This window comes from Neobacillus sp. GCM10023253 (assembly GCF_042653105.1).
Taxonomy (GTDB): Bacteria; Bacillota; Bacilli; order Bacillales; family Cytobacillaceae; genus Neobacillus; species Neobacillus citreus.
In genome coordinates, this window is the sequence record NZ_JBHSHV010000029.1 from 18,661 (window position 1) to 35,729 (window position 17,069).

The 17,069-nt window shown below is 44.4% G+C and carries 12 protein-coding genes; all 12 read left to right on the top strand.

The window, feature by feature from the left end; all coding sequences use genetic code 11:
* Positions 1–16 precede the first annotated feature (16 nt).
* The 12 genes from ACFPA1_RS27385 (at position 17) to aceB (ending at position 17,005) form a co-directional block, all read left to right on the top strand.
* Positions 17–1,069 (top strand): DUF3048 domain-containing protein, encoded by a 1,053-nt coding sequence (locus tag ACFPA1_RS27385; protein ID WP_378587941.1) that lies wholly within the window; start codon positions 17–19, stop codon positions 1,067–1,069.
* Positions 1,070–1,093: 24 nt separating this feature from the next.
* The gene (locus ACFPA1_RS27390) at positions 1,094–1,399 is read left to right on the top strand and encodes a YerC/YecD family TrpR-related protein (RefSeq protein ID WP_213147778.1); all 306 of its coding nucleotides are present in this window, start codon (positions 1,094–1,096) and stop codon (positions 1,397–1,399) included.
* Between the two features lie 230 nt (positions 1,400–1,629).
* The gene (locus tag ACFPA1_RS27395; protein ID WP_378587944.1) at positions 1,630–2,313 is read left to right on the top strand and encodes a heptaprenylglyceryl phosphate synthase; all 684 of its coding nucleotides are present in this window, start codon (positions 1,630–1,632) and stop codon (positions 2,311–2,313) included.
* Between the two features lie 71 nt (positions 2,314–2,384).
* On the top strand, positions 2,385–4,706 hold the full coding sequence (gene pcrA / locus ACFPA1_RS27400) for a DNA helicase PcrA (protein ID WP_378587947.1): 2,322 nt from the start codon (positions 2,385–2,387) through the stop codon (positions 4,704–4,706).
* Between the two features lie 99 nt (positions 4,707–4,805).
* A complete protein-coding gene (gene ligA, locus ACFPA1_RS27405; protein ID WP_378587950.1) occupies positions 4,806–6,812 on the top strand; it encodes an NAD-dependent DNA ligase LigA in 2,007 nt (668 codons plus the stop codon).
* Positions 6,813–6,824: 12 nt separating this feature from the next.
* Complete coding sequence (locus ACFPA1_RS27410) at positions 6,825–7,988, top strand: CamS family sex pheromone protein (RefSeq protein WP_213147774.1); 1,164 nt, start codon at positions 6,825–6,827, stop codon at positions 7,986–7,988.
* A gap of 180 nt (positions 7,989–8,168) precedes the next feature.
* Entirely contained in the window at positions 8,169–9,716 is a 1,548-nt protein-coding gene (gene pruA / locus ACFPA1_RS27415; protein ID WP_378587953.1) for an L-glutamate gamma-semialdehyde dehydrogenase, read from the top strand.
* A gap of 616 nt (positions 9,717–10,332) precedes the next feature.
* Positions 10,333–12,759: a nitrite reductase large subunit NirB gene (nirB, locus tag ACFPA1_RS27420; protein WP_378587956.1), complete on the top strand. Its 2,427-nt coding sequence runs from the start codon at positions 10,333–10,335 to the stop codon at positions 12,757–12,759.
* 6 nt (positions 12,760–12,765) lie between these two features.
* Positions 12,766–13,086 carry a nitrite reductase small subunit NirD gene (nirD, locus tag ACFPA1_RS27425; RefSeq protein WP_378587959.1) on the top strand — a complete coding sequence of 107 codons (321 nt, stop codon included), beginning with the start codon at positions 12,766–12,768 and terminating at the stop codon, positions 13,084–13,086.
* Between the two features lie 27 nt (positions 13,087–13,113).
* Positions 13,114–14,583 carry a uroporphyrinogen-III C-methyltransferase gene (gene cobA / locus ACFPA1_RS27430; RefSeq protein ID WP_378587962.1) on the top strand — a complete coding sequence of 490 codons (1,470 nt, stop codon included), beginning with the start codon at positions 13,114–13,116 and terminating at the stop codon, positions 14,581–14,583.
* 12 nt (positions 14,584–14,595) lie between these two features.
* Positions 14,596–15,213 (top strand): NAD(P)-binding protein, encoded by a 618-nt coding sequence (locus ACFPA1_RS27435; protein ID WP_378587965.1) that lies wholly within the window; start codon positions 14,596–14,598, stop codon positions 15,211–15,213.
* Positions 15,214–15,412: 199 nt separating this feature from the next.
* A complete protein-coding gene (gene aceB / locus ACFPA1_RS27440) occupies positions 15,413–17,005 on the top strand; it encodes a malate synthase A (RefSeq protein WP_378587968.1) in 1,593 nt (530 codons plus the stop codon).
* Positions 17,006–17,069 lie beyond the last annotated feature (64 nt).

A 17,069-nucleotide genomic window follows, 5' to 3' on the forward strand; every position in this document is an offset into this window, starting at 1 on the left:
CAGGGGTGTTGACTGGATGAAAAAATGGGCTGTTGCAGCAGCAGCGCTTCTTTTACTGTTCTCCGGATGCAGTAAGAAAGAAGAAACGGTAAAACCACTGGAACCAAAAGAAAAAGTGGTTGACAAGGTAGTGGAAAAAGAAGAAAAGAAGGAAGAAGTCGCCTACTATTTTCCTCTTACTGGCGTAAAATCAGAAACGAAAACAGATGGAAGAGCAGTCGCAGTCATGATTAATAATCACCCAAAGGCTAGGCCGCAATCAGGCTTGTCTAAGGCGGATATTGTCTATGAACTTATTGCAGAAGGGGATATGACCCGTTTCTTAGCTGTCTTTCAAAGTGAAAAGCCGGCAAATATAGGTCCGGTAAGAAGTTCACGAGCCTATTATATTGATCTGGCCAAAGGTCTAAACGCTCTTTATATCGCCCATGGGTACAGTGAAGAAGCAAGGCAGATGCTTGAGAGCAACTATGTTGATAACTTAAATGGAATGCAATATGATGGTACATTGTTTAAGCGGTCCAGTGCCCGCAAAGCACCGCATAACTCGTACATTACGTACGAAAACATTTTAAAGGGTGTTGAACAAAAGCACTATACGATGGATAAAACACCACCAAGCTTTACATTTTTAAAAGAGGACGAAAAGAGTAAGGTCACAGGAAATGAAGAAAAATCTGTGATGATTTCCTACTCAAGAGGAGGCATCTCTGATTCGACTTTTACGTTTGATCCCCAGTCTAGCAAGTACAAACGCTTTTCTGGCGGTGAACAGACCGTGGATTTAGAAAATAATGAGCCAGTCCTATTGGATAATATTTTTATCATTGAAGCAGTTCACCAGGTTTATGATTCGGCAGGCCACCTGAAAGTGGATTTAAAATCCGGAGGAAAAGCCTACCTGCTGCAAATGGGAAAAGTAAACGAAGTGAATTGGGCGAACAAAGACGGACGAATTGTTCCGGTGAAGGAGGGCCAAGAGGTTCCCCTCGTTCCAGGAAAAACATGGGTCAATGTAGTGCCGGCTAAACCAGGCCTTTCTCAAAGCGTCTCATTTGATGTACAATGATTTATACGGTAAAGGGGAAATTATATGCAAATTAATAAACTACGTGGTAAAGAGCTTGACCAATTGTTTAAAGCCGTTCTTTCGTTGAAGGACCTGGAGGAATGCTATCGTTTTTTTGATGACTTATGTACGATTAACGAAATTCAGGCTTTAGCCCAGCGCCTGGATGTAGCTAGAATGCTCCGTGAAGGAAACACGTACCACAAAATTGAATCGGAAACTGGAGCAAGCACAGCTACCATTTCACGCGTAAAACGATGCTTGAACTTTGGAAACGACACCTATGAAATGGTCTTAGAGCGGATCAAGGAAGAAAACAGCCAGGCATAACCTAAATATCAAAAAACCGGAGTAGAAAGTCTCTCCGGTTTTTTCTTTTTAGCTAATAGGAAAGTATAAATTCAACTACGCCTCTGTCTTCGTCCTATCGGACTCGCCATCGGCGAGTTTCCATTTACCATACCGATATTTTCCAAAAATAGTTTCATTGTATTGTTTTTGTATCGAATGCTCTAGTGCTATAATGGTTTAATGGAATTATGAATTGGGGGGCTTAATAGATGTATGATGTTCACACGTGGCGCCACGTGTTCAAACTCGACCCAAATAAAGAAATATTGGACGAACAACTTGAAAAAATTTGCGAATCTGGTACGGATGCCGTGATTGTCGGCGGAACGGACGGAGTTACGCTTGAAAATGTTCTTGATTTGATGGCTAGGATCCGTCGCTATACTGTGCCCTGTGTACTTGAAATATCAAACATCGAAACCGTAACCCCCGGCTTCGATCTTTATTTTATCCCAACCGTCCTAAATAGTACCGATACAAAATGGATTACCGGCCTTCATCATCAAGCGGTGAAGGAGTTTGGTGAAATTATGGATTGGGGAGAAATAGTCATGGAGGGCTACTGCATCCTTAATAGCGATTGCAAAGCAGCTCAACTTTCCTCCGCCAATGCACAATTGACCATTGATGATGTAAAGGGCTATGCGATGATGGCGGAAAAAATGTTTAATCTGCCCATTTTTTATTTAGAATACAGTGGCAAATACGGCGACTTGCAATTGGTTGCTGACGTGAAAAAGGTGCTTAATAACACGAAGCTGTTTTATGGCGGCGGCATTTCAACTCCTGAACAGGCTGCAGAAATGGCCAAGCACGCGGATGTAATTGTAGTAGGAAACGCTATTTATGATAACTTTGACTTAGCATTAGAAACCGTGAAGAGTGTCCGATAAAATTTGCTTAAGGACACAGATTCCGTTATGATAAAAACAAGAACAAATGTTTGTATTTGGTGGTGGATAGATTGCAATATTTAACTGATAAATTGATAAACGGCTTGAACCCGGAGCAGCAAAAGGCTGTAAAAGCCACGGACGGACCGCTGTTGATCATGGCCGGGGCCGGAAGCGGCAAGACGAGAGTGTTAACGCATCGAATTGCTTATTTAATTGTGGAAAAACGGGTTAATCCCTATAATATTTTGGCTATTACATTTACGAACAAAGCTGCCCGGGAGATGAAAGAACGGATTGCGAAAATGATGGGCGGCGCTGCAGAAGAAATTTGGATTTCTACCTTTCACTCGATGTGTGTCCGCATTTTACGCCGTGACATCGACCGCATCGGGTTTAACCGAAATTTTACGATTTTGGATTCAAGCGACCAGCAATCCGTCATTAAAGGGATATTAAAGGAAAAGAATATTGATCCAAAGAAATTTGATCCGCGGGCGATTTTGGGTTCCATCAGCTCTGCTAAAAACGAACTCATCGACCCGGAAGAATATGCAAAAACTGCTGGGGGCTATTTCGAACAGGTTGTCAGCGATGTTTACGAAGAATACCAGAAACGCCTCCGGAAAAATCAGGCCCTGGACTTTGATGACCTGATCATGAAGACGATTCAATTGTTCCAGCGTGTGCCGGAAGTATTGGAGTACTACCAGCGCAAGTTCCAGTATATTCACGTGGATGAGTATCAAGATACGAACAAAGCGCAATATTTACTGGTCAAACTGCTGGCAAACCGCTTTAAAAACCTTTGTGTTGTCGGCGACTCCGACCAGTCCATTTACCGCTGGAGAGGTGCGGATATTGCCAACATCCTTTCCTTTGAAAAAGATTATCCAAACGCTACAGTCATTCTTCTTGAACAAAACTACCGCTCTACCAAAAGGATTCTTCTGGCAGCCAATAAAGTGATTGAAAAGAACTTTAACCGTAAGGCGAAAAATTTATGGACGGAAAATCCTGAAGGAAACAAAATTGTTTATTACCGTGCCGACAGCGAGCAGGGCGAAGCACAGTTTGTTACAGGCAGAATTAAGGAACTGACCCGCGATGGGAAGTACAAGCTTTCGGACATCGCCATTTTGTACCGTACGAACGCCCAGTCCCGTGTAATGGAAGAAGTCCTGCTTAAATCAAACATCGGTTATGCCATTGTCGGCGGTACGAAGTTCTATGATCGAAAAGAAATCAAGGATATGCTTGCCTATTTGCGATTAATCTCCAATCCAGATGATGACATCAGCCTGCAGCGAGTAATCAATGTTCCGAAACGCGGTATCGGTTCAAGCTCGCTTGATAAAATTATTGATTTTGCCGCAATGCATGATCTGTCGATTTTTCAAGCGCTTGACTCCATTGATTTAATTGGTTTAAGCCCAAAAATAACAAAAGCGGCAGCAGAATTCCGCGATTTAATCAAAAATTATACGAATATGCAGGAGTTTCTATCCGTAACTGAATTAGTGGAAGAAGTCCTCGATAAAACCGGCTATAGCGAAATGCTAAAGGCAGAAAAATCCATAGAAGCGCAAAGCCGCTTGGAGAACCTTGAGGAATTGTTATCTGTTACGAAAAATTTTGAAGAAACAAATGATGATAAAACCCTTGTTGCCTTTTTAACTGATTTAGCTCTTGTTGCCGACATTGATTCCATGGATGATGACGGGGAAAAGGCAGACTCAGTTGTTTTGATGACCTTGCATTCCGCAAAAGGACTCGAGTTCCCCATTGTATTCTTAATTGGTATGGAAGAAGGGGTTTTCCCGCACAGCCGCTCCTTGATGGAAGAGGTGGAAATGGAGGAGGAACGCCGTCTTGCCTATGTAGGAATCACAAGAGCAGAGCAAAATCTGTTCCTTACAAATGCCCAAATGAGAACCCTGTTTGGACGGACTAATATGAATCCAGCGTCTAGGTTTATTAGTGAAATTCCCGAAGACCTTTTGGAAGTCTTTGAACCGGAAAGACGAAATTCGCCGTTTGGCTCAAGAGGTTCTTCTTTTTCATCGAGCGGCAGTTCATTTGGCTCGAGCCGTTCTTCCTTTGGAGGGTCACGTTCTTCCTTCGAATCAGCCGGGGCTTCAGGAACCGGCAGGAGTACATTTGGCACTCCTGCCTCTCCACGTAAGCCAGTTATGCGCCCGGTTTCAGCTGCTTCCGGCGGTGAGGGAGCTGACTGGAAGGTTGGCGACAAAGCTGAACATGGAAAATGGGGCATTGGGACCGTTGTCAGTGTGAAAGGACAGGGAGAAGGCACCGAACTCGATATTGCTTTCCCAAGTCCAACTGGCATCAAACGCCTGCTTGCCAAATTTGCACCGATCAAAAAAGTGTAACAATTTTTCCTGAAAAATCGTCTTAAAGTAAGTGAAAAATAGGTTTCCTCATTTTTATTGGGGAACTTGCTGCAATTAGATGAGGAAAGGGTTGGATATATGGACCTTCAAACCGCTGAACAAAAAATATCCGAAGTGCGGACGCTATTAAATCAATACGGTTATGAATACTATGTCTTAGACAAACCATCCATACCAGATGCTGAATATGACCGATTAATGCAGGAGCTATTGGAGCTTGAAGAAAAGTTCCCCCAATTAAAAACACCTGACTCTCCGTCTGTAAGGGTTGGCGGAGAGGTTCTCGATGTTTTTGAAAAAGTCGAGCATCGAACACCGATGCTGAGCTTGGGCAACGCTTTTAACGAACAGGACTTAAGAGACTTTGACCGCCGCACCCGTCAGGCTGTAGGGGATGACTTTTCATATGTCTGCGAATTAAAGATTGACGGCCTTGCAGTTTCTTTACGTTACGAAGACGGTTTGTTTATCCAAGGGGCTACCCGCGGTGATGGTACAATTGGCGAAGATATAACGGCAAATCTAAGAACAATTAAATCCATTCCGCTCCGCCTCACAGAATCTGTGTCCTTGGAGGTCCGCGGTGAGGCCTTTATGCCGAAGCGTTCCTTTGAAGCGCTGAATGAGGCAAGGAAAGAGCGGGGGGAGGAGCTCTTTGCCAACCCAAGAAATGCGGCGGCAGGCTCACTCCGCCAGCTTGACACGAAAATGGCGGCTTCCCGGAGACTGGATATCTTTTTATACGGAATTGGAAATCCAGGGGACCTTGGCGTCGTCTCGCATAGCGAAGGCTTAGATTACTTGGACAAACTTGGGTTTAAAACGAATAAAGAGCGGAGAAAGTGCGTCAAGATTGATGAGGTAATTGACTTTGTAAACAGCTGGGTGGAAAAGCGCCCGCATCTGCCTTATGAAATAGACGGGATCGTTATTAAGATTGACTCCTTAGAGCAGCAGGCTGCTCTTGGAACGACTGCTAAAAGCCCGCGCTGGGCAATAGCATATAAGTTCCCGGCTGAAGAAGTTGTAACGACTTTGAAGGATATTGAATTAAGCGTCGGCCGCACCGGGGTTATTACACCTACAGCTATTTTAGAACCGGTTAAAGTGGCTGGTACCACTGTGCAGCGTGCTTCCTTGCATAATGAGGATCTAATTCGAGAGAAGGATATCAAAATTGGCGACAAGGTCGTCATTAAAAAAGCCGGCGACATTATCCCGGAAGTCGTCAATGTTTTGGCTGATCAACGCACGGGAGAAGAGGTCGATTTTCATATGCCGACACACTGTCCGGAATGTGAAAGCGAACTAGTCCGATTAGAGGGTGAAGTGGCCCTTCGCTGCATTAATCCGAAATGCCCGGCGCAAATCCGTGAAGGTTTAATCCATTTCGTTTCACGGGATGCGATGAACATTGATGGCCTTGGGGAAAAGGTCATCAGCCAGCTGTTTGCCGAAAAATTAATCAGCGATGTGGCTGATATTTACAAGCTATCCTATGACCAGCTTATTGCCCTTGAAAGAATGGGAGATAAGTCGGTTTCCAATCTGTTAAAAGCGATTGAAGCCTCTAAGGAAAACTCGCTGGAAAAACTGCTTTTCGGGCTTGGCATCCGTCATGTCGGGGCAAAAGCGGCAAAAACTTTGGCCCAGGAATTTGGGGCAATGGAAAGATTAGCGTCTGCTTCCAAAGAAGATCTGATAGCCATCAATGAAATCGGTGATAAAATGGCTGATTCCATCGTCAGCTTTTTCGAACAGGAAGAGGCAACCGAACTGATTCAGGAATTAGCTTCTTTTGGAGTGAACATGGAGTTTAAAGGGGTAAGAAAGGTATCCGCCGAGGAATCCAATTCTATTTTTGCCGGCAAAACGGTGGTATTAACCGGCAAACTGGAACGCTTATCGAGAAATGAAGCAAAAGAAAAGATTGAGGCGTTAGGCGGAAATGTGGCGGGAAGTGTAAGCAAGAAAACCCACTTGGTCATTGCTGGTGAAGATGCAGGCTCCAAGCTCGCAAAAGCACAGGAACTGGGAATTGAAGTGTGGGATGAAGAGAAGCTCCTTGAAGAATTAAATAAGTAAGAGGTGTCAGTTTTGAGAAAACTCTCATTGCTCGCGCTTTCCCTTGTCTTTTTGCTGAGTGCCTGCGCACCTACTTTTCAAAAGCAAAATGAAGAAGTGCAAACAAAGGAGAAGGATAAAGGGAAGGCGATTATTCCGAAATATAATATTTCAGATAAATATTACCGGACCATTCTGCCATTTGAGCCGGGGCAGGCCCGCGGATTGGTCGTCAATAATATCAATACAAGATATGATTTGAACGAGTTCGAAATGGGTTTAATGCGTATAGCCCAAAATAGCTTTGATACCGATAAATATTATTTCCGTGAAGGACAGGAAATCAAGGAAAAAACGGTAAGACAATTGCTGAGCCGACAATATACAGAGGAACAGCTAAAGGCAAAAAGCCTGAAGGCAGCTGATAATATCGGATTAAACCCTGTCGATACAGGCCCGCCGGGGGAACCGAGCAGTCCGATTTATTTAGCCCATATTTTGGAGCATGATTATTTAACAAAAGATGATAAAGGTAACGTTTCACTTGGCGGAATTACCATTGGCCTTGCCCTTAATACAACCTACTATTACAAGGTTCAAGTCGATAGCGGTACTGTTGAAAAAGAGCAGCATATTGACTTTGCAGACATGGAACGCGAAGGAAAGAAAATAGCGGAAGAAATGATCAAACGAATTAGGACCATGAAAAATGTAAGCGACGTTCCAATCACGATTGCATTATTCGCCCAGCAAAGCAAATCTTCTGTTGTGCCAGGAAATTTCATTGCCTATACAACAGTTGATAAAGGCAGCTCAAGTTTAAACTCATGGGAAAAAGTCGACGAAAAATATTATTTATTCCCATCCAGTGATGCCCAGGAAGCACACCGCGATGATACAATCGCCTTTTTAAACTTTAAACAGGATGTTGAAGAATATTTTCCAAACTTCAACGGCGTGATTGGCCGGGCGTTTTACGTCGGCGATCAGCTGCAAAATTTAGATATCACGATTCCAATTCAATTTTACGGAAAGACAGAGGGAATTGGATTTACCCAATATGTCACAGGATTGGTCATGGAGCATTTTCCTGAATACATTTCGGTATCAGTAAACGTGACCTCCGTGGACGGCCCTGAAGCACTGATTGTCCGTAAAGCCAATGAAAATGAACCATTTGTGTATATTTACCAATAAGATTCGGCCGCTATAGCGGCCGGGTCTTTTTTGGTTAACATTCTAGTTTTCGAGGCAAAATAGGATTGTTTATCTGCGAAATTCGCCGCCTCCCGAATGAGGGGGTTTTCAGGTATTTTAGACAACCTATTATTTTTTCCGCAAGGATTAAACGGTTGATTACATAGGAGGGGTTTTAGCATGGTACAACCATATAAACATGAGCCATTAACAGATTTTACTGTGGAAGAAAACCGCCAAGCCTATCTTCAAGCCTTAAAAACAGTTGAAGGCTATTTAGGACAGGATTATCCCTTAATCATCGGCGGTGAAAAAGTGACTACCGAGGAAAAAATTGTTTCCTATAATCCCGCCAACAAAGAAGAAGTAGTCGGCAGTGTGTCAAAGGCCAATAAAGAGCTTGCAGAAAAAGCGATGCAGGCAGCTGTTGAGGCATTTAAAACATGGAGAAAAACCAAGCCGGAAGTCCGAGCAGATGTACTTTTTAAAGCGGCTGCGATTATCCGCCGCCGCAAGCACGAGTTCTCTGCCTTGATGACGAAAGAAGCGGGTAAGCCTTGGAGAGAAGCAGATGCGGACACAGCCGAAGGAATTGACTTTTTAGAATTCTATGGCCGGCAAATGCTTGTCTTAAAAAATGGTGTGCCTGTTCAGAGCCGTCCAAATGAATTTAACCGTTATGATTATATTCCGCTTGGTGTAGGCATTATCATCTCACCATGGAATTTCCCCTTTGCGATCATGGCTGGTACTACCGTTGCCGCGATTGTTTCTGGCAACACGGTCTTGCTGAAGCCTGCTTCCACTACGCCAATTATTGCAGCTAAATTTGCGGAAGTAATGGAAGAAGCAGGACTGCCAAAGGGTGTGCTAAACTTCGTTCCAGGCAGCGGCGCTGAGGTTGGCGACTACTTAGTTGACCATAAGGATACTCGTTTCATCAGCTTCACTGGTTCCCGCGATGTCGGCCTGCGCATTTTCGACCGCTCTTCCAAAATCAGCGAAGGACAGCTTTGGATGAAGCGATTAATTGCCGAGATGGGCGGTAAGGATACGATTGTTGTGGACAGTGAAGCAGATCTTGAATTGGCTGCACAATCCATCATGGCATCGGCATTCGGATTCTCCGGTCAGAAGTGTTCTGCATGTTCTCGGGCCGTTATTGTTGAGGATGTATATGATCAAGTATTGAATCGCGTCGTGGAATTGACTAACCAAATAAAAGTTGGCGAGCCATCTGAACAAGATACTTTCATGGGCCCTGTTATTGATAATAATGCTTTCAAGAAAATCATGGAATACGTTGAAATCGGTAAGTCAGAAGGCAAATTGATGACTGGCGGCGAAGGAGATAGCTCCAAAGGTTACTTCATCAAGCCAACTATATTTGCCGATTTAGATCCGAAGTCCCGCATCATGCAAGAGGAAATTTTCGGACCTGTGGTGGGTTTCTCAAAAGCGAAGGATTTCAACGAAGCGCTTGAGATAGCCAACAATACTGAATATGGCTTAACTGGAGCGGTTATTACTAAAAACCGTGCCCATATGGAGCAGGCACGTGAGGACTTCCATGTCGGTAATCTTTACTTCAACCGCGGCTGTACGGGTGCCATTGTCGGCTACCAGCCATTCGGCGGCTTCAACATGTCCGGAACCGACTCTAAAGCCGGCGGCCCTGACTACTTGCTTCTTCATATGCAAGGTAAAACGACGTCGGAATTGTATTAACATGAATAGGATCCTCTTCCCTTTATGGGAAGGGGGTTTTTTGTGTAATGAAGGATAAGTTTCATTGATCTTATAAAAGACAGGTACCCAAAGGACAAAACCGCCAAGCCTAATCGGTAAAATGTCCAATAGAAGGCGTCTAAAGGACAAAACGGCCAAGCCCAAGCAGTAAAATGTCCAATAGAAGGCGCCTAAAGGACAAAACGGCCAAGCCCAAGCAGTAAAATGTCCAATAGAAGGCGTCTAAAGGACAAAACGGCCAAGCCCAAGCAGTAAAATGTCCAATAGAAGGCGTCTAAAGGATAAAACCGCTAAGCCAAATCGGTAAAAAGTCCAATAGAAGGCGCCTAAAGGACAAAACCGCCAAGCCCAAACAGTAAAATGTCCAATAGAGGTGTCTAAAGGATAAAACCGCTCAACCGACGTAACTAATATGCTCAAATATTATCCATAAAGAAACATGTTTATGACAATAATGTGAAACTATTCACAAACAATAACGGATTGTGACGAACCTCACAAATTTTCAAAAGACAGGAGTTTACAATTTAACTATAAATGAAACCTTATTAACCATTAAAAATAACTAAACAAAACATATAGGGAGCGACCCAAAATGAAAAAATTAGTAATGATCGGTAACGGAATGGCTGGAGTAAGGACAATCGAAGAAATCCTTAAACTTGCACCTGAACATTTTGAAATCACCATTTTTGGAGAAGAACCGCATCCAAACTATAACAGAATTAAGCTCTCAAATATTCTCCAAGGCGATACTAGCTTCGATGAAATCATTATCAACCCGTTGGATTGGTACAAAGAAAACAATATTCAATTATATACCGGCGAAGCTATTGTAAAAATTGACGCAGAAGCCAAACGGGTCATCAGTGACCAAGGCCGTGAAGTGGAGTACGATGAATTAATTATCGCAACAGGATCCAAGTCTTTTATTCTGCCAATTCCAGGTGCGGATAAACAGGGTGTGACCGGTTTTCGTGATATCCATGATTGTGAAATGATGATCAAATCATCAAAGGAATACAAAAAAGCTGTTGTTATCGGCGGCGGTCTGCTTGGCCTTGAAGCTGCAAGAGGCCTGCTAAACCTAGGAATGAAAGTGGATGTCGTTCACTTAATGCCGTCGCTAATGGAACGACAACTGGACCATATTGCAGCATCTATGCTTAAAGCAGAACTAGAAGCCCAAGGTATGAACTTTTTAATGGAAAAGGAAACCGTCGAAATCCTTGGAGATGAGCGGGTAACCGGACTCCGCTTTAAAGATGGTTCAGAAGTAGAAGCCGACCTAATCGTCATGGCAATAGGCATCAAATCAAACACAGAATTGGCAAAAAACAGCGGCATCTATGTAAACAGAGGCATTGTCGTAAATGACTTTATGGAGACCGGCGTTCCCCACATTTACGCAGTCGGAGAATGTGCCGAACACAGGGAAATTGTCTATGGTTTAGTTGCGCCATTGTACGAACAAGGGAAAGTCCTGGCGAATCGCATCAGCGGTTTCGAAGCGGCGCCATATAAAGGTTCAGTAACAGGTACGCAGCTTAAGGTGGCTGGGGTTGACCTTTTCTCAGCGGGGGAAATTTTTGAAGACGGTACAACGAAATCAATCATGGTCTACAACGAATATGACCGCATTTATAAACGGATTCTAATAAGAGATAACAAGATTGTCGGGATTGTCCTTTACGGTGATACAAAAGACAGTACAAAACTGTTCCGGATGCTGACGAAACAGGAAGACATCAGCGGCATAACCAGCGTATCGATTCTTCAGTCAGAATGCAGTGTAAGCGGCACCTCCGGTGATGACATTGCCTCCATGCCAAACGATGAACTGGTGTGCGGCTGTAATGGCGTTACCAAAGGAGCCATTGTCGAGGCGATCAAAACACAAGGACTGACCACGCTTGACCAAGTCAGCCATTGCACAAATGCCGGCCGCTCATGCGGACGCTGTAAACCAATGGTCGCAAGTATACTAGAACATACACTCGGCGACCAATTCGACGCATCTGCAGCTCAGAAAACAAGCATTTGCGGTTGTACAACCTTAAGCCGGGAGGAATTGGTTGAAAAAATCAAGGCAAAGGGCTTAACAAGTGTCAAAGAAGTCATGAACGTTTTAGGATGGAACAACGAGGAAGGCTGTACCAAATGCCGCCCGGCCATCAACTATTACCTCGGCATGATTCACATGGACGAGTATAAGGATGACCGCGATTCCCGCCTTGTTAACGAAAAAATGCACGCCAATATCCAAAAGGACGGAACCTATTCCGTTGTGCCGCGAATGTACGGCGGGGTGACAACACCACAGGATTTAATAAAAATTGCCAAAGTGGCCGAGAAATACAATGTTCCATTAGTAAAACTAACCGGGGGCCAGCGGATTGGCTTGTTTGGCATCAAAAAAGAAGACCTGCCAAGCATTTGGGAAGAGCTTAATATGCCATCAGGGTATGCTTACGGAAAAACGCTTCGCACCGTCAAAACCTGCGTCGGTGCCCAATTCTGCCGCTATGGTACACAGGACTCAATGGCACTTGGCATAGAGCTTGAAAAGAAATTTGAGCGTCTTGATACGCCGCACAAAGTGAAGATGGGGGTATCTGCGTGCCCAAGAAACTGCTCTGAAGCAGGAATCAAGGATATCGGTTTCGTCGGCATCGATGGCGGCTGGGAAATCTATGTCGGCGGCAACGGAGGGGTCGACCTGCGTGCCGGAGATCTGTTATGTACTGTGAAAACTAAGGAAGAGGTTATGGAAATGACCGGGGCCTATCTGCAATACTATCGTGAGACAGCAAACTATCTGGAACGTACTTCCAAATGGTTAGAGCGCCTAGGCTTGGAGCATATCCAAGGGGTCCTGGCAAACGAGGAAACACGCAAAGCCTTAAACGAACGGATGGACAAAACTTTGAAAAAATATATCGAGCCATGGGATGAAGCCATTCATAGTGAAGAGATTCAAGAGAAATATTATACCAAACATACCATTAGGGTCGGGGAGTGAAGCAAAATGCTGCAAACAATAACTCGTATACCTGTTGCAAACTATTCAAACCTAAAAGCTAGAGCTGGTTATTCCATTAAAATCGATGACAAGGAAATTGTCCTCTTTAAAACATCTAATGGCAATGTTTATGCCTTGGAAAACCGCAGTCCACATCCGAAGGGCGGTGTCCTTTCGGAAGGGCTTGTCAGTGGCGATTATGTTTTTTGCCCTGTCTATGATTGGAAAATCTCCTTAAAAGACGGGCTTGCACAGGCTCCGGATACCGGCTATGTCAAAATATTTAACATAGAAATAGAAAAAGATATTATATTTGTCGTATTATAGAAGGAAAACACGGAAGGATGCTGCACGATGGGAACTGGAAAAGTTTTTTTAGTAGGAGCAGGACCGGGGGACGTTGGACTAATTACTGTGAAAGGGCTTGAAGCCATCAAGCAGGCAGAGGTTATTCTATATGACCGGCTGGCCAACCCGAAGCTTTTGGAGTTTGCTCCGGACAATTGTGAACTGATTTACGGGGGGAAATTGCCGGACCGCCATTTTTTACGGCAAGAAAATATAAATGACGTCTTGGTGGCTAAAGCATTGGAAGGTAAAACAGTAGTTAGGCTTAAAGGCGGCGACCCGGGTGTATTCGGCCGGGTTGGCGAGGAAGCGGAAGCCTTGGCGAACCACCAAATACCATTTGAAATTGTCCCAGGTATCACATCAGGAATGGCTGCCCCTCTTTATGCCGGAATCCCTGTTACCCATCGCGAACATGCGGAATCATTTACGGTCGTAACGGCCCATGATAAATCACAGGAAGGCAAGCCGCTCCTTGACTGGGCAAGCCTTGCCCGCGGGATGGATACAATCGCTTTTTACATGGGAGTCCGAAACTTGCCATACATTTGTGAGAACTTGATTGCCCACGGGAAGCCAGCAGAAACCCCAGTGATTTTAATCCAATGGGGCACCTTCGGCCGTCAGAAGACCTTGCAGGGAACATTGGCTGATATTGCCGCCAAGGCTGAAGAGGCGAAGTTTAGCAATCCGGCGATTATTTTGGTAGGATATGTCGCATCTCTCCGTGAAAAAATAAGCTGGTTTGAGAAAAAGCCATTACATGGCCGGCAGATTCTTCTGGCGCGCACGAGTGAAGGCGAGAGCGAGTTAGCGAAGGAACTGATGCGCCAAGGCGCGGACGTAATAGAATTTCCAAGGTGGAAAAGAATCGCAGCACCTGTCAACGAAGAGATTATGGGTACTATATCCAGTTATCAAAAAATCTTATTCACATCGCCTGAGAGTATCGAAGAATTTTTCACAACGTTAAAGAATCATGGGGTGGATATTCGGAAAATTACAGCAGACCTTTTCGGTTTTTCTATCAAAACCATCAATGCCTTAAAAGAACGAGGATTCGTTCCAGGCTTGATCGATGAAATGTCCGATGGGGGAAAAATGCTTGTAGTTGGAGATGGCAGGGCCCAGGTACAAAAATATGAAAACGCTGATTTTTGGAAAACAAGCGACAAAAAAGTAGATGAACAGTTCTTTTCAATTTTTAAAAGAATGATGGACGATGCGGATGTAAATACAGTCGTTTTCCCTTCGAGCGCATCTGTTGAGCCATTTATAACAGCTTTGCAAAAATTCGGCATCGAAACAGAAGCCTTTTTGAAAAATGTCCAAGTTGTCGGAATGGGCAAACAAACGATGGGCGAAGTGGCAAAACTAGGTCTCTTGGGTAGCGGTATGCCAAAAAAGGCCACTAAAGAGGCGCTAGTCGAGTATTTAACTGGTCCTTGGCCGGAAAAGACTCCTGCCAATAGGTAATGGAGGGGCAGTATGAACGGTTATTACCCAATTATGCTTAAGCTTGAAGGAAAAAAGGTAGTCGTGGCCGGCGGCGGCAAGGTAGCTGAGCGGAAGGTAAAAGGCTTGCTGGAAACTGGAGCAGCCATTACCGTCATTAGCCCGGAAAGTACGCCTGTTATACAACATTTGGCCCGCGAAGGAAAAATAACCTGGAAGCAAAAGTCGTTTGCCAAGTCGGATATCCAGGAAGCGTTTCTCATCATAGCAGCCACGAATGACCCACACACCAACAATCTGGTGAAGGAAGAAGCAGCGGAGCATCAGCTTGTATCCATTGCGGACAATCCGGAGGAGTCTGATTTCCATCTGCCTTCCCATCTGAAGCGAGGCCGCTTAAGCATTGCGGTGTCCACAGGAGGAGCAAGCCCAATCCTTGCGAAACAGATCCGCAAGCAGCTTGAGCAGCAGTTTGACTCCCGGTACGAGGATTATCTAGAATTTCTTTTTTCAAAACGGCAATGGATTTTGAAAAATGTTGAGGATGCGGATTTAAAAAGAAAATTGTTAACAGCCATCGTCAGCCCGGAATTTTTGAACAGCGGCGACTGGGATGAGATGTTTCAGAGTTTATATGAACAAATGATTTAAAGCAGCTACCTGAGTAAGAGGTATCTGCTTTTTTTATTGTGTTAAGAATCTAGTAATATCAAGGGTTTTTTTATCTGTGCAGGGGAATTTTACCTATTTTTTAAAATTTTTCAGAAAAGTAGTTCCATTTTCCGAAAGTGTGTTATATAATACAAAACGAGGATAGTTACTGTATTATAACAAAGAGGTGATCAAGTTCGTGTCGACGCAAACAAGGGGGATGGAAGTGGTTGGGGCCTTGAAAGCCCAATACGACGGTATTTTAACGCCAGATGCTTTGAAATTTATTGAAGAACTTGAAACCAAATTTGGCCCAAGGCGGGCTGAACTGTTACAGTCCAGACAGGAACGCCAAGAGGAAATTAATAACGGCAAGCTTCCTGCTTTCCTCCCTGAGACAAAGCACATCAGAAATGGTGACTGGAGGATTGCACCACTGCCTCATGACCTTCAGGACCGCAGGGTGGAGATTACCGGGCCGACTGACCGAAAAATGGTCATCAATGCCTTAAACTCCGGAGCCAAATTGTTCATGGCTGATTTCGAGGATGCCACGTCACCAACATGGGGGAACCTCGTTGAAGGGCAAATTAACTTACGGGATGCCGTTAATCGGACGATTAACTTTGAAAATCCAGACGGAAAAAAATACGAACTGAATGAAAAAACAGCTGTACTAATTGTCAGACCCCGCGGACTTCATCTCGAGGAAAGACATGTGTTATTAGACGGCAGAACCATTTCAGGAAGCTTTTTCGATTTTGGATTGTATTTTTTCCATAACGTAAAGGAACTGCTGGCAAGAGGAACCGGTCCTTACTTTTACCTGCCAAAGCTTGAAAGCCACTTGGAAGCACGGCTTTGGAATGACGTATTTGTATACGCACAGGAAAGGCTCGGGATTGCCCAAGGCACCATCAAAGCAACTGTGTTAATTGAAACCATCCTGGCAGCTTTTGAAATGGAAGAGATTCTTTATGAATTAAGGGAACACTCAGCCGGATTAAACTGCGGAAGATGGGATTATATTTTTAGCTATTTGAAAAAACTACGTAACCAAGATGATGTTATTTTACCGGATCGTTCGCAGGTGGCGATGACAGTGCCGTTCATGCGTTCGTACTCCTTACTTACGATTCAAACCTGCCACCGCCGCAAGGCACCGGCAATAGGGGGAATGGCAGCACAGATTCCAATCAAGGATAACCCCAAGGCAAACGAAGAGGCATTTGCCAAGGTTCGCGCTGACAAAGAGCGCGAGGCACGGGACGGTCACGATGGGACGTGGGTTGCCCACCCTGGACTTGTTCCGGTGGCGATGGAGGTTTTCAACCGCGAAATGCCGACTCCAAACCAAATCCATACGATGAAACAGCAGAAGATTACCATTACAGCTAGTGATTTATTGGAAGTGCCAACGGGTACGATTACTGAGGAAGGTGTCCGTACCAACATCAATGTTGGTATTCAATATGTGGCTTCCTGGCTTTCAGGCCGCGGTGCAGCACCGATTCATAATTTAATGGAGGATGCGGCAACCGCCGAAATTTCACGGGCCCAGCTGTGGCAGTGGATCCGTCATCCAAAGGGCGTCTTAAAAGACAACCGGAAGTTAACTTCCGAATTATATGAACAGCTAAAGGCCGAGGAACTTACGAAAATCAAGCGGGAAATTGGGGACCAAGCCTACTTGAACGGGCGGTTCGACGAAGCCGTTAACCTGTTTGACAACTTAATCTTAAATGACGATTTTGCAGATTTCTTAACGATTCCAGGTTACCAACAACTATAGGGATTTGAGAGTTTTTAACTCTTCAAAAATATATTTTTAAAAAATACTTTAATAGGTTGATAGG